13 protein-coding genes are annotated in these 20,759 nt (G+C 46.6%); 5 read left to right on the forward strand and 8 right to left on the reverse strand.

Features of this window, described 5'->3' with window-relative positions:
* Positions 1–255: 255 nt before the first annotated feature.
* From QT992_RS26610 to ftsH3, 3 genes are all read right to left on the reverse strand, one after another.
* Complete coding sequence (locus QT992_RS26610) at positions 256–777, reverse strand: L,D-transpeptidase (protein ID WP_333343086.1); 522 nt, start codon at positions 775–777, stop codon at positions 256–258.
* Positions 778–878: 101 nt separating this feature from the next.
* On the reverse strand, positions 879–1,517 hold the full coding sequence (locus QT992_RS26615; protein WP_333343087.1) for a bifunctional 4-hydroxy-2-oxoglutarate aldolase/2-dehydro-3-deoxy-phosphogluconate aldolase: 639 nt from the start codon (positions 1,515–1,517) through the stop codon (positions 879–881).
* Positions 1,518–2,496: 979 nt separating this feature from the next.
* Positions 2,497–4,335, reverse strand: coding sequence for an ATP-dependent zinc metalloprotease FtsH3 (ftsH3, locus tag QT992_RS26620; protein ID WP_006633639.1), 1,839 nt, complete (start codon positions 4,333–4,335; stop codon positions 2,497–2,499).
* Positions 4,336–4,844: 509 nt separating this feature from the next.
* On the opposite strand from ftsH3, the gene QT992_RS26625 reads away from it, so the two are divergent.
* Positions 4,845–11,147, forward strand: coding sequence for an FkbM family methyltransferase (locus tag QT992_RS26625; RefSeq protein WP_333342821.1), 6,303 nt, complete (start codon positions 4,845–4,847; stop codon positions 11,145–11,147).
* 574 nt (positions 11,148–11,721) lie between these two features.
* On the opposite strand, the gene QT992_RS26630 is transcribed toward QT992_RS26625, so the two are convergent.
* The gene (locus QT992_RS26630; RefSeq protein ID WP_333321020.1) at positions 11,722–12,624 is read right to left on the reverse strand and encodes a CNNM domain-containing protein; all 903 of its coding nucleotides are present in this window, start codon (positions 12,622–12,624) and stop codon (positions 11,722–11,724) included.
* Between the two features lie 269 nt (positions 12,625–12,893).
* Here QT992_RS26630 and QT992_RS26635 point away from each other — a divergent pair, with 269 nt between their 5' ends.
* Positions 12,894–13,064: a hypothetical protein gene (locus QT992_RS26635; protein ID WP_333341753.1), complete on the forward strand. Its 171-nt coding sequence runs from the start codon at positions 12,894–12,896 to the stop codon at positions 13,062–13,064.
* Positions 13,065–13,124: 60 nt separating this feature from the next.
* Here the strand turns inward: QT992_RS26635 and QT992_RS26640 are convergent, their stop codons facing one another.
* Positions 13,125–14,210, reverse strand: coding sequence for a hypothetical protein (locus QT992_RS26640; RefSeq protein ID WP_333341751.1), 1,086 nt, complete (start codon positions 14,208–14,210; stop codon positions 13,125–13,127).
* A gap of 113 nt (positions 14,211–14,323) precedes the next feature.
* On the opposite strand from QT992_RS26640, the gene QT992_RS26645 reads away from it, so the two are divergent.
* The 3 genes from QT992_RS26645 to QT992_RS26655 all read left to right on the forward strand — a co-directional run bounded on the left by QT992_RS26645 (position 14,324) and on the right by QT992_RS26655 (position 16,653).
* Positions 14,324–15,232: a YihY/virulence factor BrkB family protein gene (locus QT992_RS26645; RefSeq protein ID WP_333102621.1), complete on the forward strand. Its 909-nt coding sequence runs from the start codon at positions 14,324–14,326 to the stop codon at positions 15,230–15,232.
* Positions 15,233–15,461: 229 nt separating this feature from the next.
* Positions 15,462–15,677, forward strand: a complete 216-nt coding sequence (locus tag QT992_RS26650) for a hypothetical protein (RefSeq protein WP_333102622.1) — start codon at positions 15,462–15,464, stop codon at positions 15,675–15,677.
* Entirely contained in the window at positions 15,637–16,653 is a 1,017-nt protein-coding gene (locus tag QT992_RS26655) for a glycoside hydrolase family 104 protein (protein WP_333378138.1), read from the forward strand. The genes QT992_RS26650 and QT992_RS26655 overlap by 41 nt, the downstream gene beginning before the upstream one ends.
* 222 nt (positions 16,654–16,875) lie before the next feature.
* Here QT992_RS26655 and QT992_RS26660 read toward each other — a convergent pair whose 3' ends face one another.
* The 3 genes from QT992_RS26660 to QT992_RS26670 form a co-directional block, all read right to left on the reverse strand.
* A complete protein-coding gene (locus QT992_RS26660; protein WP_333321012.1) occupies positions 16,876–17,592 on the reverse strand; it encodes a DevA family ABC transporter ATP-binding protein in 717 nt (238 codons plus the stop codon).
* Positions 17,593–17,979: 387 nt separating this feature from the next.
* Positions 17,980–19,164, reverse strand: a complete 1,185-nt coding sequence (devC, locus tag QT992_RS26665; RefSeq protein ID WP_333378142.1) for an ABC transporter permease DevC — start codon at positions 19,162–19,164, stop codon at positions 17,980–17,982.
* Positions 19,165–19,313: 149 nt separating this feature from the next.
* Entirely contained in the window at positions 19,314–20,741 is a 1,428-nt protein-coding gene (locus QT992_RS26670) for an HlyD family efflux transporter periplasmic adaptor subunit (protein WP_333378145.1), read from the reverse strand.
* Positions 20,742–20,759 lie beyond the last annotated feature (18 nt).

Below are 20,759 nucleotides of genomic sequence, written 5' to 3' on the forward strand. Positions count from 1 at the left end.
CTCGCACTGTAAATGCAAAACTGAGATGCTCCCCATCCCACAAACTTGTGGAAGTTATTTAATTCTCATTCCTAAGCAAGCTAAAAAAAACCAGAACTGATGAACTCCGATCGAAGAAACCGGGTTTTTGACCGAATCTGCTGGCTGTAACGAAGTATTTCCCAAAAAAACCCGGTTTCTGACCACCGGTGCATAAGTTCTAATAATGTTCGACTATGCCCGATGCCCCATGCCCGATGCCCGATGCCCAATTCCCTAAACCTGAGATTTGTGCACCACCACGGGTGTTCCCACCGAGGCCCATTCAAATAGCCATTTAGCGTGATTGACAGCTACATTTGTGCAGCCGTGAGTAACGGGATTGCCAAACAAATTGTGCCAGTAAGCGCCGTGAATTGCCATGCCTCCGTCGTAATACATTGTATAGGGAACGTCGGGCACGTCGTAGTCATCCCCAGTCATTCTAGTAACGCGGTGTTTGGTTTGAACGGCAAAGGTTCCCGTGCGGGTGGGAGTCGATGATTTGCCGCTGGAAATAATCACCGCGTAAACGGGTGTATTTCCTTCCCAAGCTATTAACCTTTGTCTGGACAAATCTATTTCTATCCAGCGTTCGCTGGATTGCTGCAACAGCATAATTTTATTGGCAATTATGTTGTGCTGTTCGCTGGCAAATGCGGTCATTGAACCGCCGCAGAATGTAGCAAAAGTGAGGGCGCAGCCGGCACAGAAAGTTCCAGCGCGACGGAAGTAAGTTGAGTTGATAATGCTGTTCATTTCTCACACCTCGTACTATTTTAGATTTTAGATTTTAGATTTTAGATTGGCTTGTCCTATTTTAGATTGTAGATTTGAAATGTTGGATTTGGAAACTGGACTTAACAAGTTGTTAAGTTTTGGGAGAGAGTTCGGGCAATTTGGACGATCGCCCGCCAATCGCGATTTTCCACTAAGTGTTTAGGAAATAAGTCTCCGGCTAAACCAACGGCGATCGCCCCGGCGTCAATAAATACTTTCGCATTTTCCAGCGTTACCCCGCCAGTGGGAATTAAAGGAATGTTTCCCAGGGGGCCTTGCAGGCTTTTCAGGTAAGCCGCGCCTCCCAAAGCCGATATCGGAAACACTTTAACGCAGGTAGCACCTGCTTGCCACGCGGTGACAATTTCCGTGGGAGAAAAAGCACCGGGGACGATCGGCACTCCGGCGTCAACTGCTGTTTTAATCATAGCTAAATCGGTGTGCGGAGTAAACAGAAATTGAGCGCCGCAGTCTATTGCTTGCTGTAACTCTTCTAAGTTTAATAAAGTGCCGGTTCCAATACTAAAAGTTGGGAATTCGGAGCGGAGTTCGGCAATTAATTCAGCAGCTTTGTGGGTATTCCACGTAATTTCAATAAACTGGATTCCTCCTGCTGCTACCGATGATGCCATCTGCCAAGCAAGTTCCTTTTCGGAGGAACGGATGACTGCGATCGCGCGGTGTTTTTTTAGTAGTGTCAACCAAAATTGATTATTCATACAAGTTTAGAGTTTAGAGTTTAGATTTTAGAATTCGGCGTGCTCCGTCGAAGGATTTTAAATTGGGCATATCCCAAATTTGAAACTCATATCATTCTGACTCGCATCTAATTTTAATACAGGTTGCTAACTTCGATATATGGCAATTTACAATAGACCTCTTGCAAAAATCCTTTTCCTCAATTGAGGGGACGGGCAAGATGCCCATCCCACAAGAGTTATTTTTTCTTGTGGGATGGGCATCTTGCCCGTCCTAATTATTTTTGCAAGAGGTCTAATATGTGCGGCGTTCAATTTTTAACGGACAATCTAGGCAACAAAACCGCTGCAATTGTTGACCTCAAAAATCACAGAGATTTTTGAGCTGACGTGCTGGCTGAATGTGGCGAACCGACAGACTTTCAGTTGTTATATCAATTCCTGTTGTATCGGAATGATGAAACCGCTCTTGACACAGAGGATACAGAGAAAGGGAAGAGAGAGATGAATACAGGACGATGCCAACGGATTTGATATTAGTTGAGTCTCAAGGCTAAAAAAGTCGTGGTGCTGCTTGACTTCCAGTACCCAGACGATATCTGGGAGGATGTTGAGGACTGTGTGATTATTGAATCTAGAAAAGATGAACCAAGAGTTCCCTGGGAAGAAGTTAAGCGCTAGCTGCTGGAAAAAGGTATGCTGAATGTCTGATATCATGTCCGATCGATTGACCATAATATCCCGGCCGGGCGGGTTTTTGAGATTGTCAATTATTGGCCGATATTATTGGTGAACCCGCCCCTACCTGATTTCGGGCGAAGCGACCGGACATAATATCATTCTTTAGATTAAATCTAAAATCCAAAATTTAAAATCTAAAATCGATCGATCGCACTCATAAAAAAATCGGGGAGATTCCAGACAATCCCAGAATCACCCCAATTATTGATTTCAAACTTTAGATTTGATCTAAAATCCGAAATCCAAAATCCAAAATTGATTAGGCGATCGTCGCCATTTTCACATCGCTATTAGCTAACAAATTTTGCAATTCATCAGCATCCACAGTTTCCTTTTCAACTAGCATATCTGCCAAAGCATTAAGGACATGGCGGTTGCCAACGAGTACATCTTTAGCGCGACGGTAAGCTTGTTCTACCAACAAACGCACTTCATCGTCGATCGTCGCTGCGGTTTCTTCGGAGAAATCGCGTTCGGCCATGATATCGCGACCCATGAACATATTGCCTTGTTGGCGACCGAGAGCTACAGGGCCAAGCCGATCGCTCATTCCGAAGCGAGTCACCATTTGCCGCGCTACTCTTGCCACTTGCTGCAAGTCGTTCGACGCACCGGTGGTTACTTCTTCCTCGCCGAAGACAATCTCTTCAGCAATGCGGCCGCCCAAAGCTACCGCCATTTGATTTTGCAAGTAAGACCGAGAATACAAGCCAGAATCCATCCGATCTTCGCTTGGTGTGAACCAAGTCAAACCGCCAGCGCGGCCGCGGGGGATAATGCTAATTTTCTGCACGGGGTCATAATCGGGCATCAGCGCGCCGACTAAAGCGTGACCGGCTTCGTGGTAAGCTACCAAGGTTTTGCGCTTTTCGCTCATCACGCGGTCTTTCTTTTCCGGGCCTGCGAGCACGCGGTCGATCGCATCGTTGACTTCATCCATCGAGACTTCGGTCAAGTTGCGACGGGCGGCTAAAATTGCTGCTTCGTTGAGTAGGTTGGACAAATCCGCACCGGTGAAACCGGGTGTCCGGCGGGCGATTTTTTCCAAGTCCACGTCTTTTGACAAAGTTTTGCCGCGGGCGTGAACGTTGAGAATTTCTAGGCGGCCTCCGAAGTCGGGGCGATCGACTACAACTTGGCGATCGAAGCGACCCGGACGCAGCAGCGCCGCATCGAGTACATCGGGGCGGTTCGTGGCAGCAATCAAAATGATGCCAGTATTACCCTCAAAGCCGTCCATTTCGGTCAGCAACTGGTTCAGGGTTTGTTCCCGTTCGTCGTTACCACCGCCCAAACCAGCGCCCCGCTGGCGGCCTACCGCGTCAATTTCATCGATGAATACGATACAAGGAGCGTTCGATTTAGCTTGTTCAAACAAGTCGCGGACGCGGGAAGCACCGACACCCACGAACATTTCCACAAATTCTGAACCGGAAATCGAGAAGAAGGGAACGCCTGCTTCTCCAGCCACTGCTTTTGCCAGCAGGGTTTTGCCTGTTCCGGGAGGGCCAACCAGCAGTACGCCTTTGGGGATTTTTGCTCCGACTGCGGTGAAGCGGTCTGCATTTTTCAGGAAGTCCACGACTTCTGCGAGCTCTAGCTTGGCTTGTTCGATGCCGGCCACGTCGCCGAAAGTCACCTGAGTTTGCGGCTCCATTTGGACTCTAGCTTTGGATTTGCCGAAGTTCATGGCTTGGTTGCCGGGCCCGTTTTGCGCGCGCCGCACCAGGAAAAACAGTCCGACCAAAAGCAAAATCGGGAAGAACAGGCTGCTGAGGGCTTTTACCCAGAAGCCTTCGTCGCTTTGGGGCAGAACTGAAATATCTACGTTATTTTTGGTCAGGATGTTGATCAGTTCGGGGTCGTTGGGCAGGTTAACGAGTACCTTGTTGCCGTCCTGGGCTGTGACCAGGGCTTTGCTGCGATCGGAACTGATATTTATTTTGTCTACTCTCTTGCCTTCGACTTCCTGAATGAATTGACTGTACTTCCAAACTTCCCTACTTGGGGGCTGTTTGTCAAAAAATGCCGTTGCTAAGGCAATGACTACAATAGCCAGCAGTGCGTACAGGCCAGCGTTTCTCCACCGTTTATTCACCGAGGTCGATCCTCCTAATTTTTAGTCCCTGCGATTTGGGAATTTTTATTTATGTTCATCAATCTTAACGTAATTGTAACTTGTTTTTGTGTGGTGAGGAATCCCGGCCATGCTGTGGCGGTCTGAGGTCGCGGGAACGGAACAGCCCTGGGCGTCGTCACGAGATTGGGGTGTTGTCCTAATTTTTGGGTTTCTTCATACACTATAAGGCATAATTTGTCAAGATTATCAAAAGTGGTGGCGATCGCCACCATTCCTGTTTAGGGAGAAGATTTGGCGTATAACTGTGAATAAGCCTTGGAGAAATAGCAGTGCGATCGCTCGGATACCGCACAGGCTAGGGCAGACGATGTGCCTGTTTCCAAACAGGGAACAACTCAAAAAGTTTAAGCGTCAGCGCTTGGGCGCTCCATAAAATAATCCTGTAAAAGGTCAAAGTTTAAGATTGACGGTTAACAAAAGTCTTAATTTTGGCTTTCACTGGTGGCAAATAACAATAATTAAGAACAATGGACATTAAATTATCAAATGAAGTAGCTCTCACTTCTGGGTATCTCGACTTACAGAAGCTTTGCCAGCAATACTCTATTGCCCCGCGAGGTGTACTCCACATAGGCGCTCACGAAGGGCAAGAAATACAGGAATATCAAGTGATGGGCGCCCAAAAAGTGCTATTTGTGGAAGCTAATCCGTCTGTCTTTGAAAGGTTAAAAACGAATATAGCAGGGATACCTAATGTGTGGCTGGCAAACTGTGCTGTCAGCAACCAAAACGGCACAGTTAATTTGCGGGTGAATTCCCACGATATGAGCAGCAGCATTCTGCCGCTAAAGCTTCACAAGGAAATTTACCCCGGGATGGTGGAGGTTAATCAAGTAACTGTACCGTCGAGAACTCTTGACTCGCTACTGCAAGAAAGCCGACTGGATTCATCGGAGTTTAATATCCTGGTTATTGATATTCAAGGTGCAGAACTTTTGGCTTTGCAAGGGGCGAAGGAAACTCTAAAATATATTGATGCAATCAGTACAGAAGTTAATTGCGAAGAACTGTATGAAGGGTGCGCGTTAATCGACCAAGTGGATGATTTTCTAAGGGTTTATGGCTTTCAACGAGTAGCAGTAGCCTCTCCATCTCATCCATCTTGGGGGGATGCTTTTTATGTCAAAACCACAGTCAGCCCTCAATCTACTGATAATTTTAGTTTGAGGATATCGCCGGGAAACAACAGGAACAGTGTAGCAATATTAACGAGTATTGCACCGGGAAATATAGAAAATCAGCGGGCGGCTGTAGAAAGCTGGCGATCGCTTGGATTTGACGCTGTTTCGCTCAATATCCGCGAAGAAATTAGTCAATTGCAGCCCATCTATGAAAATGTTACTTTTCATGAGGTAAAACGCGATGCGCGGGCAGAGGCTGGAAGACCGTTAGTGTATCTTGACGATCTGTTTGTTTATTGGCGCGATAGCGGTACAAAAATATGCGGAATTGTTAATTCAGATATCCGCTTGGAAGCCGATGGCGATTTGATTTCATTTATATGCAAACAGGCTGAAAATGCCGTAGTTTTTGGTTCGCGAACTGATGTTGATTCTCCCGCCGAACAAGCAGCGGGAGAAATTTATGCTAAGGGGTTTGATTTCTTCTTCTTTGACAAGGAATTATTAAAACATTTTCCAAATTCTCAATTCTGCTTAGGTCTTCCTTGGTGGGATTTGTGGATACCGCTGATCGCTCAGCAAAAAGGGTGGACTGTCAAATATTTAGAAACTGCGATTGCGTATCATCTCAAACACCCGGTGAATTACATAAACGATTTTTGGCAAAAGATGGGAATTCACTTTACAGGATTTTTTCAGCCGGATTTATCACGGAAATTTCAGGAAATGCTGTCAAATAATCCCAATCAGTTACAAGCAGAACTAACAAGTGTCGCTGTGCAAGCTGTGCAAGTAATTGACAAAAATCAGCAGAGAATTAGATATGAAACTAGCGACCCCATCAATTTACAGCGCTCGGCAGTTGATCGCTCCCAGCCTGTCCCGTCCGCTTTTAAAGTATCTGCGATCGTTTCTACTTACAATTCCGAAAAATTTATTCGCGGCTGCTTGCAGGACTTGGTAGAGCAAACGCTGTACAAAAAAGGTCAACTCGAAATCATAGTAATTGACAGCGGTTCCCAAGAAAATGAACAGTCTGTTGTGCGGGAATTTCAAGCGAAATATCCGAATATTGTGTACGATCGCACTTCTGACCGCGAAACATTATATGCCGCCTGGAATCGAGGCATTAAGCTGTCGCGCGGAGCTTACATGACTAATGCTAATACCGATGACAGACACCGCCCCGATGCCCTAGAAATCATGGCGAAATACTTGGATGAAAATGCCGCAGTAAGTCTGGTTTATGCTGACCAATTAATCACCAACACAGCTAACGATACTTTTGCAAAAACCCAAGCCGACAAGCGCTGGAATTGGCCAGCCTTTGACTATAGCGAACTCGAAAGGCGCTGCATTATTGGTTCCCAACCGATGTGGAGAAAATCGCTGCACGAAAAATACGGCTATTTCCGATCGGAATTGACTGTGGCTGGCGATTACGAATTTTGGCTGCGGATTGGCAAAACCGAAAATATGGTACACTTGCCCGAAATTCTCGGTTTGTACTATAAAAATCAACAAGGTTTGGAACATGGATCGCAATTATCCCAGCAAGAAGCTTACCAAATATGGGATGAATACGGCATCCGCCAACGAGGGATCGTACATATTTCTTCGGTTCCTGTCTCGGTTTTTGCCTCGGAACTGAATGCGTTACCTTATCGCACACCCGCACAGCCACTTATCAGCGTAATTATCCCCTGCTACAATCACGCAAAATATGTCAGAGAAGCTGTTGAAAGTGTTGTCAGTCAGACTTATCAAAACTGGGAGTGCATAATTGTCAATGACGGCAGCACGGATGATACCAGCAACTTCGCAAATTATTTAATTCAACTGTATCCTCAAACATCGATTCGCCTCATAGATAAACCCAACACGGGGCCCGCTGATTCGAGAAATGTTGGCGTTCAGCAGTCGTCAGGAAAGTTTATTTTATTCCTAGATGCTGACGATCGAATTCATCCGAATTTTCTAGAGGAGTGCGGGGAAATTTTATTAGCAAAACCGCAGGTGGGTTTTGTCTATACAGATATGCAGCACTTCGGAGCCAACTGTGATTTAGTGATCCACGGTGATTTCGATCCCAATCGGTTTTTGAGAGACAATCAAGCTCCCGTTAGTTCTTTATTTAGAAAGGGAATTTTCGAGGAAGTAGGCGGGTTGAAAAAAGTGATGAAGCTGGGATGTGAAGACTGGGAATTTTGGGTTTCTGCCTATGAAAAAGGCTGGTTAGGGTATCGATTACCTAAGCCTTATCTCTATTATAGGCAGCACGGTGACGGATCTAGCAGAACCCAAAAAATGGCTAGCGTTCGCGCAAAATTATACTTAATGAGAGCTCTCATTATTCACCTGCACTCTCAACTTTACCAACCCGAAGAAGTCCGTTGGTCAGAGGAAATTTTGCAGCAACATAGGCACTTAATAGCTGATGAATTAGTTCCCGAAAACAAAATAGCGCAACTTTTAAATTCGCTATCTCAATACTTGGGAGAGTATCAAAAAGACCAGTCTAACCCAGTAAGCCTCGCTAACATCAGCCAATGTCGTACGCAACTTACCAATTATTGGCTGAATCTGCCCCCCGATCAACTGGTAAATGCCTATGCCGGCGATGCAGGTAAGGCACATCAGATACTCCTGAAGAGCGACATTAAAGATGAACCGCTAACCCAGGCAGAACAGAGTTTTGTCAATGAATTAGCTGCAAATATTGCCAAAGGATTTAATGACCCAAAAGCCATCAATTACCTGCTAGCAGCGATGCTTTACCGACGTGCAGATCAATGGCAGATTAAGTACGATCGCGCTCAAATTCCCAACTGGTTTGCGAATGACTATCTCAAATTTATGTTGGGCAGTCCCAACCTGTTTCAAACAGTTGGAGAAGCAGACAACTACTATGAATTTATGCAGAGCTGGGTGAATTACATTCATAGCAATATATTCACCAATCCCGATTCGCAACTTTGGCAAAATATTGCCTTATTTTTCTCGCAAGTTGCGAACTTTATCCCGGTGTATTTTGCCACGGCAAACCTGCGCGATATTTACACCAAACGGGCGGAAATTATTGAGTTTTCGCTCAAAAATCGCGGTAGTTCCATTGATTGTATCTTCCCGGCGCGATCGCCAAATCGGACAAAAATCCGCCTCGGCATCATCAACGACCATTTCGCGCCACAAACCGAAACCTTCGCTACCATCCCGGTTTTCGAGCATTTAAACCGCAACGAGTTCGAGATATACCTGTACGCACTCAACACCAGCGGCCACCAATTAGAACAATACTGTCAAAGTCGCGCCGACAAACTGGTTGCACTCCCGAAAGACTTTGCATCGCAAGTCCAAACAATCCGCGCCGACGACTTAGATATCCTGTTTTTCGGTACGAATTTAACAGCTATTAACAAACCGCTGACTTCACTAGCAATCCACCGTTTAGCGCGGGTACAAACGACATCTTTCTGTTCCCCGACAACCACCGGAATCCGGCACATGGATTACTACATCGCAGGCCAATTTACCGCGCCGGATGCTAGTTATCAAGAACAATATCGCGAACAGTTGGCTGTTCTCGAAGGCAGCGGTTTTTGTTTCAAATACGCAACCGAATCGGAAATAGCTACAGTTAAACCTACCCGCCAAAGTCTGGGGATTTCAGACAATACAACAGTTTTTATCTCCGGCGCCAACTTCTACAAAATTTTGCCGGAGTTGAGGGAGAGTTGGGTAAAAATTCTAGCTGCTGTACCCGATTCAATCTTGATTTTATATCCCTTCGGGCCGGCTTGGACTCGCACCTATCCAGCGACACCTTTTGTCAACAATCTGAACGCTGTCTGCGCTAAATACGGCGTCAATAACAACCGCTTGCGCTTCATAAAACAACTGCCTAGTCGCGCGGATGTGAAAGAATTTTTGCAGCTAGCAGATGTTTATCTAGATTCCTATCCGTATGCTGGGGCAACATCGTTAATCGATCCTTTGCAAGTAGGATTGCCGGCGGTGGTTGTGGAAGGAAATGCTTTGCGGTTCCGCCAAGGTTCGGCGATGCTGCGCGAACTGCAAATGCCTGATTTAATTGCTTATGACGAAGCATCTTACATTCAACTAGCCGTTACCCTGGGCACTAATCCTGAATTGCGGCAGCAAAAACGCCAGGAAATTCAGCAAAAAATGCAAGCTAATCCGGCTTGTTTTGACAGTGTGGCATACTCTGGGGCGATCGGCAAATTATTCCAAGAACTCTTTGGCAACTGGCAAACCAGCCACCTGGAAGCATCGCACAACTTACAGGATAGCATTCCCAAGCAGCCAGATTTCGACGAGATTCTCTCGAACACCGTCAACCTTTACCAACGAAACTCCTCAAACATCTCAGCAATATCTGAACTGCGTCAAATCCGCAAACAAATCGCTGATTTTTGGGTGAACGTTCCCGCCGAAAACCTCGAAACCGCCTACAAAAGCGCTTCAGGTAACAGCTATAAAATCCTGCTCAAGAGCGGCTTTCAACGTCAAGCGATGATAGAAAGCGAACAAATGTTTTTGCAGCAATTAACCCAGATTAGCAAAGGATTAGTGCATCCCAAAGCTGTCAACGCCTTGCTTGCCGCGATGCTGTATTTCCCGCCGGGAACCATGCGAATTCCCGACGCTCGCAACCGTTTGCCGCACTGGTTAATTGGGGATTACGAACAAGTTTTTGAGATGGAAGCCACCGTCAAGTCTGAGTCTACTTCTGACTTGCTCGCTCAATATATTCAATCCCCGCAATTTGCGAATCAACTGTTAGGATGCGTCAATCTTTACCGCATCGATCCGTCTGACGAATCGGTTGTTTTGGAACTCCGCCAAATCAGAAAACAAATGGCAGATTTTTGGCTGACTGTTCCTTCAGAGAAACTAGAAAATTTTTACCGAGGAGAGGTTCGCAAGGGATATCAAGCAATACTCGGATGTGGCTTGCAAGCAGAATCAATGACTGAAGCCGAACAGCAGTTTTTGCAGAGATTGACTGAAATTAGCAAAGGGTTGGTGCAGCCTCAAGCTATCAATGCTCTGCTGGGGGCGATGCTGTATTTTGTACCCGGTAAAATGCGGGTTCCCGATGCTCGCACCCGCTTGCCGCAGTGGTTGCTTGAAGATTACGAAAAGGTGTTTGAGAGCGCATTCGCGACAACAGAAAAACCACTTGTCAAACAAGATTATCTGCCGCAGTTTCTCAATCAATTAACTGCTGCGGTCAATTTTTATGAAATCGATCCGACGGCTGAATTGGTAATAGCAGATTTGCGGCATATTCGCAAGCAAATTGCCGATTTATGGCTGAGCGTTTCCGGGGAACAACTGGAACTTTTGTACCGGAGCGATTTTGGCAAGGGTTACAAAGCAATGTTGGGCAGCGGGTTTATTAACGAGCCGCTGCATGAGAGCGATCGCGAGTTTTTTAACTCGTTGGTTGTTGAGTTGAGTAAAGGGTTTGGAACGCCTAAAGCTGTGAATAATTTGTTGGCGGCGATGCTGTATTGTCGCCCTGGACAGTTGCGGGTTCAGGAGGCGAATACTTGTTTGCCTCCGTGGTTGTTGGCGGATTACGAGCAGTTGGTTGGGGGTGCGGTTAAGGTGGCTGTGGGGTAAACGAAGGCGGAGTAGGCGATATCTGTAGGGAAACGGCACTGCCCTTCTTCGTGTCAACTTAAGCTTTTAGTCCGCCAGTTCTCCCGCTCACCCGGCAGTCCGCCAGGGAATGAATTCCACGGGGCTTATAGCGAAAGTCCTCGCTTCAGAGGACTGAGAAGAAGAATTCTTAACTCATTAGTCCTCTTTGAGAGGACTTTCGCTTTGAGGCAGGGGTTTCAACCCTTGCCGGACTATGGGTTTTACCTTAAGTTGACACGACGAAAAGCACCGCGCCGTGTCCGTCTCAAACAAATAGATCGAGGAAGTATTTAACCCTGATTTAGGATCAATTTAGGAATGAGAATTAAATAACTTCCACAAGTTTGTGGGATGGGGAGCATCTCAGTTTTGCATTTACAGTGCGAGCGTCCCCGCTCGCGTATTGTACAATACGCGAGCGGGGACGCTCGCACTACAATAAAAAAAATGCTTTTTACAAAACTGAGATGCTCCCGTGGGATGGGCGTCCCGCCCGTCCTTTTTGGACGGGCGGGACGCCCATCCCACAATAACAATTAAAATTGTAAGTTATTTAATTCGCGATCCTTAACACAAGTTCTGGCTGCTGAATCTCAAATAACGGGCGAGTTACCTGACGCAGCAGCACGGTTTCTAAACTGCCTTCTACTACATTTGCTGCTTCTATTTCCAACTCGCCCCACAATAGCCGATCGCCTTGATTGGGCATTTTACCTAAATTGTGGATCGCGAATCCGGCGATTGTTTGGTAAGCTTGGTCAGTCGGCAGGTTTAACCCGAGTTTTTCGTTAACTGCTGTCACTTCCCAATTGCCAGAAATTAGTGCTGAATGAGCATCTTTTGGAACGAAAGTTGCCTGGGAAGAGGACACCAGCGGTTGAGACTCTTTACTGGTAATCCAACCAGTCAGCAGCCGCACGGTACCGTTGAGAATTGCTAGCAGCGGCCACAGTAATTTTGAGCAGAGTTCGAGGGCCGGCATCAACAGCAAAGCGGTGCGTTCTGGGGCGTGGGTTGCTAATACTTTGGGGATTAGTTCTCCTAAGACTATTTCTACGTAAGTTACTAAGATAAAAGCTGCGGGAACTGCGATCGAATGAGCAGTCAGCACGGCCGAGAAATGACCGATCGGCAATTTGTCGATCCACGGTTCGATCCAGTGTACAGTCGCTCCCTCACCCAACCAACCCAACAGCAAACTCCCTGCTGTTGTGCCAGTTTGGGTCACAGACAGGTAATGCGGTATGTTGTTTTGAGCTTGGTGGACGAGTTCGGCGGTTTTAGCGGTTGGGCGATCGTCCGAGTGGGCAAGTTGGCGGATTTGATGGCGATCGGCTGATACTAATGCTAGTTCTGACGCCACAAAAAAGGCGATTAAAAGTGTTAAGCCCAGCAACATTGCTAATCTCAGCATTGTTTGGGCTACTTGTATTTCCAGGCAAGTAAGGTTGTTCAAGATAGATATCTAATATGATAGATGTTTTAAGTTAATTATTTTATTTTAGCTGGGGATTGAGATAGATCGATCGCCAGACATTGTGGATCTCCGCACTACCCGTATTCGTAGGTGCGCCGAGGCGCACCTTACCCGTAGAGATTGTGAACTCTTTCTCTTCTCTTCCTTCGCGCCGCTTCGCTAACGCGCCGCTTCGCTAACGCGTCTTCGCGGTTCGTTTTAACCGAGATATTGCACCATTCTCAATTACTTTTTTAGGAACAGGCATCTTGCCTGTTCCACAACCAAATTCATCTCTTGTGGAACAGGCATCTTGCCTGTTCTTGACAATGGTACAAGATGATTGTACCATTCTCAATTACTTGTTTAGGAACAGGCAAGATGCCTGTTCCACAACCAAATTCATCTCTTGTGGAACAGGCCGGAAAGCCTGTTCTTGAAAATGGTGCAAGATGTGAGTAAAAAAAATCTAATTCACCAAACCGGAACTCATTGCTGTATCAACTCTCCCTTACTCCCCGGAGCGAGTTAATTTCCGTAAAAGTCTGCACCGGATCGGACTTCAACCCGCCTTGAATGTAATTCAACTTCACTTCTTCTAACAAATCCGACAGCAGCGACTGCAATTCCCCGAGAGTTTTCTCATCTTGCAATTCCCGCCGCAAACTTTGATTAAATTCTTGGCTGAAATTATCTAGAATTTTTCTACCTTTATCGTCTTCATAAGTAGTAGATACCACATCCACAGCAGTTTGAGCCAAATAATTCGCTAGCTGTTCCGTCATCTCCGTCGGCAAAATATTAATCGGAGAGAAAGTTTGCAGGATTTGATAAAAATCCGACTGTTTGATTGTTGTTTCCAAATTGTGGTGCAGCAATTCTTCCAAATCCGGTTGCACCTGCGGCAAAACTTTGTAAATTGTCAGATCCAAAATCCGCTTGGTAATTTGTTCGATCGTATTTTCCTGATTGACGTGAAGGTACGGCTGCTGCGCCAGCAACATCTGCGCCGCGTCGCCCTGTTTTATGGAAGTTTTAGCTTGATTGATAAACCGCACCATCATGTATTCCGACATGGTATTCGCTAAATAAGCCACCGGTTCGTGGGTAACTTGAGCAACTACGCGATCGAGATTCAGCAAACCCGACTTGTGCAGCCGCACCAATACCGGCAGAATCCGCCACCCCTGCCAAATCGGGATCACCAGAAACACCTCGTACCAGCGCCTCAGCAGAAAATCCAACCAAGTTACCCCCGGTTTACGGCGGGTGTGGAACAGACTTTTAATCAAAAATTCCGCCCCAAAAAAACCGATAAAAAACGTATCAATTCGCCAAAACTGGTCAGCGCTTTTCAAATATTCGGGATTTGCTAAACTCGAATCAATGCCTTTAATCGGGTCATAAATTTTAACTAAACCCGGAAAAAAGCTCTGATAAACAGGGCGCAACTGAAGGTAACTGAAATGGAAAAGCACCAGCAAGAAATTGACCACCGCTACTAAGGCGCTCAATTTAGCCCAAGAAATTGCTTTTTTGGACGATTTTACATCGGTGCTGTTAACAGTTGTGTGGGAATCTGACATAAAAGTAATTTTCCGAATTTGCTAATCGATAAATCTATCTTGTGGCCGACGCTAAAAAACTCCTAACCTCTTAAAATCCCTGGTAAACGCTAAGTATAAGGAAAGCAAAGACCGTGAACTTAAAAACAGTCATATCGCTGCTCAAACAAACTTTTACTGAATGGCAAGAAGATAAAGCGCCAACCCTAGCCGCCGCCCTAGCCTATTACACAGTCTTCTCCCTCGCCCCGCTGCTAATTATCGTAATTGCGATCGCCGGTTTAGTCTTTGGTGCAGACGCAGCCCAAGGTCAAATCGTCACCCAACTCCAAAGTTTAATCGGCAAAGAAGGCGCCGAAACCGTCCAAGAACTCATCCTCAAAGCCTCCGAACCAAAGTCGGGAATGATTGCGACTTTAGTAGGTATCGCTACACTTTTGTGGGGGGCTTCCAACGTATTTACTAATCTCAAAGAAGCCCTCAATACTATTTGGAATGTTTCACCGCCCCCCGGAAGAGGAATCTGGGGATTTCTGCAAGACCGCGTATTGTCTTTTGCCATGATTTTAGGCATAGGCTTTCTACTGCTAGTATCTTTAGTAATTAGTGCCATTTTAGCCGCCGTCAGCTATTGGTTGAACGGCTTGCTGCAATTACCAGTCGGCATTTGGCAGATTGTGGACTTTGCTCTCTCCTTTGGCGTAGTTACGCTGCTTTTTGCCTTAATTTACAAACTTTTGCCCGATGTCCATCTTGCCTGGAATGATGTTTGGATCGGCGCCGCCATCACCTCCGTGCTGTTTACGATCGGCAAATCCATAATTGGAGTTTACCTCGGAGGTAGCGGTATTGCCTCTACCTACGGTGCTGCGGGATCGTTCGTGATTATCTTACTTTGGATCAATTATTCAGCTCAGATTCTCTTCTTAGGTGCTGAGTTTACTCAAGTTTGGGCTAACCGCTACGGTTCCCTGATGCTGGCAAAACGCAAAAATTTGATCGGCATTCAAGCTGAGGAATCCTCCGGGCCCAAACACCGGTAGAATTCTTAATATTAGATACAAAAAAATGCGATCGCTCACTTTTGAGTCAGCCGGATGCCAGCACCTTGAAACCTATGTCAGTTGGGACGGCGAGGTCTGTGGAATCACTAAATTTTAGACTCAACCCATCGCCAAATCTGCCCGTGAACTTGACCGGGCGAACACTTAGTAGTATCACTGGATATGGTTGAAACCAGTTTATCTTGATCCCTGTCGCTGCCCTTCGGTGATGACCGAAAAATTTGAAGTTTGCGATCGCCCCGAAAAAGATTTGTTTCCTTGCCAGTCCCGAATTGCAACGGTGAAACCAATCTCAAGTCCACAAACTGGGATATTTCAACCTGAACTCATATCAGGAGGTACTTTTGTACGCATCAAAACATCTGGGAAGCCACCTGCTCCCTATGTCAGACATGGAGCTAATTCGCCTGTGGGTAAACGGTAAATCCCCCCGCAACCGGCGCTTTAGCTGGCAGGCGGCCAACCATTTTCGAGTGTTTGTCGCAAAACCACTGGCACAAGTTACTTTGACAGATGTGGAGACTTTCGCCGCAGCGATGAGAGCTCGGAAACTTCCACCGCGTTTCTACCAGCAAACCTTGGTAGCGCTGAAATCGCTGTTCGCCTTCGGCCAGCAAACGAAAATTTTGCCCGCAACACTCCCCCTTCACCGGTGGCCGGTTCGGGGCGGGAATCGCTCCAAACGCCTTCGTTTTCAACTCTCTTGGGGTTTCTTAATCTGTTTGTGCTTTTTCTTAGTAGGTAGAATGACGCCGAGACTGTGGGGGCAATCGGTCTCGGCAGAAAGCTCGCCCGCCCCGAAACGCCAGCAGGAAGTTGCGGCCCTCAATTCACCAGACAAAGGAGAAGATAACATCGATCGCGATCGATCGCCCGAAACTGCAACCCTGAATTCACCAGAGTCCATACAGGATAGCAGACTCGATAGCATCGCGCCCGAACTTCGAGTCAAAGCCTTTCTCGACACCATAGCAGCCGCCGAAGGAACCGCTAGCCCCGACGGCTACCGCATCCAGTACACCGGCACGAAATTTGTCAGCTTTCAAGATCATCCCAGAGAAATGAGGTGCGGCCGCCGCTACGGCAAAAAACTCTGTTCCGACGCAGCGGGACGATATCAGTTTCTGAGTACAACTTGGGACAGATTTGCCAAAAAATTTGGCGTCCGCGATTTCAGCCCAGAAAATCAAGATTTGATGGCTATAGAGTTAATCCGAGAAAAAGGTGCATTAGAAGATATAGAAGCGGGTCGATTGGAGTCAGCAGTGAGAAAACTCGCTTACATCTGGCCTTCTTTTCGGCGTTATGGCGGTTCTGTAGAATCGTCGATGCCCAAACTCGAAGCAATGTACCTGCAAAATTTGGGGATTTACCGGCAAGGATTAGTTGTTAGCAATTAGTGAACAGTCCCAGGACGAGTTTAGATTGGGGTTTGGCAATTTTGGATTAAATTTTGACATCCAAAATTGAAAATGGGGGAGTTATGGGTGATGTCTATTCCGGTTGTATCGGAATGATTAAACCACAGAGGGCACAGAGGACACAGAGAAAGAGAAGAGAGAGATGCATAATTCCGATGTCAACGGATTAGATATGATGTCTATTCTTCGGAAATTTAAAAATTAGGCTAATTTTCCATCTTCCATGTGAACGATGCGATCGGCAATATCCAAAATTCGGTTATCGTGGGTTACTAACAGAATAGTACATCCCTGCTCTTTAGCCAGTTGCTGCATCAAATTCACCACTTCGCGACCGGATTTGCTGTCTAGGGCGGCTGTTGGTTCGTCCGCTAAAACAATTTGCGGTTGACTGACCAAAGCGCGGGCGATCGCAACTCTTTGTTTTTGTCCCCCCGACAAATCATCTGGATAATAGTTAATCCGCTGTTCCAGTCCTACTAACTCTAGCATTTTTGCAGAGCGATCGCGCATTTGGGAACGCGACAAATTCCCGTGAACTTCCAAACCCATCTGCACGTTTTGCAGCGCCGTCAAACTCCGGTGCAAGTTGTGCGCCTGAAAAATATAGCCAATTTTGCGCCGCGCCTTTACCAATTGGTCTGAACTCGCTTTGCACATCTCTTGACCGATAATTTTGAGACTTCCCGATTGACCGGATCTCAGCCCGCCAATCAAAGTTAAAAGCGTTGTTTTTCCCGAACCGGAAGGCCCCGTCATTAGCACAATTTCACCTGCATTAATGTCGAGATTAATGTCAAAAAGTACCTGTTTTCGCAGTTGACCTTGACCGAAGTAGTGGTCTAGTTGGTGCGCGGAAATTATAGGTGCAGGAATCTGTAAGGCGTTGGTTGTCGGGTCGAGAGTAGTAGAATTCATAACTTCTTGGTTTGAGGTTTGAGATTGAATGATTCATCGCTTACATCGCCTAAATAGCCGAGTAAAAAGAAGAAAATAAGTTGACAAAAAATATGTTGGTACTCAGGAATTTCTACCAAATTTAGCTTTAATACCCCTTTATTTTTTAGTCTGCGGAGGCGGACTTCATTTGTGTAGGAAAGGTTTCAATCACCGAGTATGATAAAGTGTTTTATAACCCGGATTTAGTGTCCTTCAGACTCACTTATATCATGTCCGGTCGAGCGACCTCGATTTTTGTAGGGGCGGGTTCACCAACAATACCGGCCAATAATTGACCATCTCAAAAACCCGCCCCGACCGGAATATTATGGTTAATCGTGAGGACATGATATTCTTCATTTTCCCTTAAAACATATCTGCTGGATCTGCTGATTGCAGCTTGCGAGTGGCAATTGCTCCCGAAATAGTACACATAATTACGTTCAAAAGTAATACTATAAATGCTCTAAGCAGCGTCATATAAAGCGGTAAATTTGTAGCTTGGCGAGTTAAAGAGTAAAGTCCGAAAGAGACTCCTACTCCGGGCAAAAAACCAAGGAGGGAAAGAATTAGAGCTTCTTCAAAAACGATGCCCAGTAAATAAACATTGCGGTAGCCCATCGCTTTGAAAGTAGCGTATTCTCCCATGTGGTCGCTGACATCGGTAGAGAGAACTTGATAAACAATAATGACACCAACTACAAAACCCATCGCGACGCCTAAATTAAACACAAAGCCGATCGCAGTATTCTTAGCCCAATAGTTTTTCTCAAAATCGATAAATTCTTGTTTGGTTAGTACCTTGACATCCGGCGGTAAATATGCTTTTAAAACTTGTTGAACTTCCACGGGGTCAGCACCCGGTTGCAGTTGAATTAATCCGGCATTAACACTCGCGGCGTTTTGTCTCGCAAACAGGCGCAGGTAATTTTGATCGCTAGTCATCAAAATACCGTCGGCGGCAAAAGATGCTCCAACTGTGAATAAACCGCTGACGTTAATCCTGCGTCGCTCTACCTCAGCTTTAACGGCTTGACCTCGATCGATTTGCGCGATCGTTTTTTGGTAATCTCCCCTAGAAGCTCGATCGAACAACACGGTATCCGGCAATTTAATCGCGCTCAAATTTTGGTTGACTTCTGGAAGCGCAAACGCGGGGTGATTCGGATTGAAACCCACCACCATCAGCGACGTTTCGCGCCGAGTTTCGGGATTTTTCCAGTTAGCAATTTTCACGTAAAGCGGCTCTGCTGATTTCACGCCCGGTACGTTCATTGCTTGATACAATCTACGTCTGGGGAAGGAAGACAAATTAATCAAATTTCGCGCTTGGGGGTGAATCAAAACTAAGTCTGTTTCCAAGCTTTGGTGCAGCCGCGTATTGCTGGTGTAAAGCGCATTTTGAAAGCCCAACTGCATGAACATCAAAACGTCAGCAAAGGCAATTCCTGCTACTGCAACCAGCATTCGCCCTTTGTCGTGACTCAGTTGCAGCCATCCGAGGGAAGTTCTGCGTCTTAATTGTTGTAAGGGTTGGATGAGTCCAAGCATATGATTTTAGATTTTAGATTTCGGATTTTGGATTAAAGACAGCAACCTGATGTTGGAACAATTCTTAATCTTTAATAATTAAGTCAGAATGATTCATCTCTCTATTCTCTTCCTCTGTGTCCTCAGCGCTCTCTGTGGTTAAAAAATTCTTAATCCTTAATTTCCCCGATCGCCACCTTGACTTGCAAATTGGTGAATCCCGCTACTTTCTGGCTGGAAGCTTCATCTAAGCGCACTTTTACTTCCACAATTCGACTATCAATATTCGCAGAAGGATCGGTGTTAACAATGTTTTGCCGCTGCACTTGCAAACCAATATGTTCGACAGTTCCCCGCAATTCGCCGGTCAAAGCATCGCTAGTAATTTTGGCGGTTTGTCCGAGGCGTACTTTGTCCACATCGCTTTCGTAGATTTCCGCAACAGCCAGCATCTCGCGAGTTTGTCCGAGTTCGACAATGCCGTCGTTTCCGACTTTTTCCCCCGGATGCGTGTGAATTTTCAGGACTTGGGCGTCTCTGGGAGCACGGATGTAAGCTAGATCCAGATTGGCTTTGGCTTGTTTGGCGGCTGTTGCGGCAAAACTGACTTCGGCGGCGGCTGCTGCTATGTCAACGGGACGCACTTCGGCGATGCGATCGAGATTTGCTTTGGCTTCGTCGATTTGCTGTTGTCGAGATTGCTCAACTTGGCTGAGTTTGGCTTGCGCTTCGTTAATTTGCTGTTGGCGGGATTGTTGAATTTGATTTAATTTGGCTTGGGCTTCGTTAATTTGCTGTTGGCGGGATTCCTGAATTTGATTTAGTTTTGCCTTTCCTTCGTTGAGTTGCTGTTGAGTTGTTTCGGCGGCGAGGCTTTTGCTGTCGCTAGTTGAGGCGGAAATTGCTCCCTGTTCATACAGTTGGGAGTAGCGCCGATCCTCGCTTATGGCGTTGCGGAGTTCGGCTTGTAGACGGGCTATTGTGGCTTGTTGGGTTTGAATTTCTCCTTGCTGTTCGGCCCTCAAGCGCGCAATTGTGGCTTGTTGCGCTGCCATTTCGGTGCTGCGATCGATTTCTAGACGGGCAACGATCGCCTGTTGCGCTGTGATTTCGTTGCTGCGATCGGCTCTTATGCGGGCAATAGTGGCTTTCTGGGCTTGGATTTCGCCGTTTTTGGCTCCAGCTTTGACTTTTGCTAGGTTTGCTTCCGCGACGCGCACTTGTTCTTGAGCTTGGTCGAGGGCGGCCGAGAGGCGATCGCGACTATCCAAAATTGCGATCGCCTGACCTGTTTTCACCCTGTCTCCTTCTTTGACTAAGAGTCGATCGATCCGGTTTCCTTCGGCTGCACCGGAGGCGGAGACTTTAATTACTTCTCCTCTGGGTTCGAGTCGCCCCAAGGCTGTAACTGTTTTTAATTGGGATGCTGTGACGGCTGCGGCTGCGGCTACTGCGTTGGGATCGGGTATGCGCGATCGCCAGATCGTGTAGCCTGTGGTTCCCGCTGCCCCCAGGGTTGCTACTGCTGCCACAACTAGGAGTTGTTTAACTAGCGATGGAGTTGAGGATAAGCCGTCTGCTGTTGGTTGGTGTACCATGACATACCTCTTTGTGAG

This window comes from Microcoleus sp. T3_D1 (genome assembly GCF_036700405.1).
Lineage (GTDB): Bacteria > Cyanobacteriota > Cyanobacteriia > Cyanobacteriales > Microcoleaceae > Microcoleus.

What these genes read in the sequence shown, in the direction of transcription:
- QT992_RS26610 (WP_333343086.1), bottom strand. Translation starts at nt 777, where the DNA reads ATGAACAGCATTATCAACTCAACTTACTTCCGTCGCGCTGGAACTTTC.
- QT992_RS26615 (WP_333343087.1), bottom strand. Translation starts at nt 1,517, where the DNA reads ATGAATAATCAATTTTGGTTGACACTACTAAAAAAACACCGCGCGATC.
- QT992_RS26625 (WP_333342821.1), top strand. Translation starts at nt 4,845, where the DNA reads ATGGACATTAAATTATCAAATGAAGTAGCTCTCACTTCTGGGTATCTC.
- QT992_RS26640 (WP_333341751.1), bottom strand. Translation starts at nt 14,210, where the DNA reads ATGTCAGATTCCCACACAACTGTTAACAGCACCGATGTAAAATCGTCC.
- QT992_RS26650 (WP_333102622.1), top strand. Translation starts at nt 15,462, where the DNA reads ATGACCGAAAAATTTGAAGTTTGCGATCGCCCCGAAAAAGATTTGTTT.
- QT992_RS26655 (WP_333378138.1), top strand. Translation starts at nt 15,637, where the DNA reads ATGTCAGACATGGAGCTAATTCGCCTGTGGGTAAACGGTAAATCCCCC.
- QT992_RS26660 (WP_333321012.1), bottom strand. Translation starts at nt 17,592, where the DNA reads ATGAATTCTACTACTCTCGACCCGACAACCAACGCCTTACAGATTCCT.
- devC (WP_333378142.1), bottom strand. Translation starts at nt 19,164, where the DNA reads ATGCTTGGACTCATCCAACCCTTACAACAATTAAGACGCAGAACTTCC.
- QT992_RS26670 (WP_333378145.1), bottom strand. Translation starts at nt 20,741, where the DNA reads ATGGTACACCAACCAACAGCAGACGGCTTATCCTCAACTCCATCGCTA.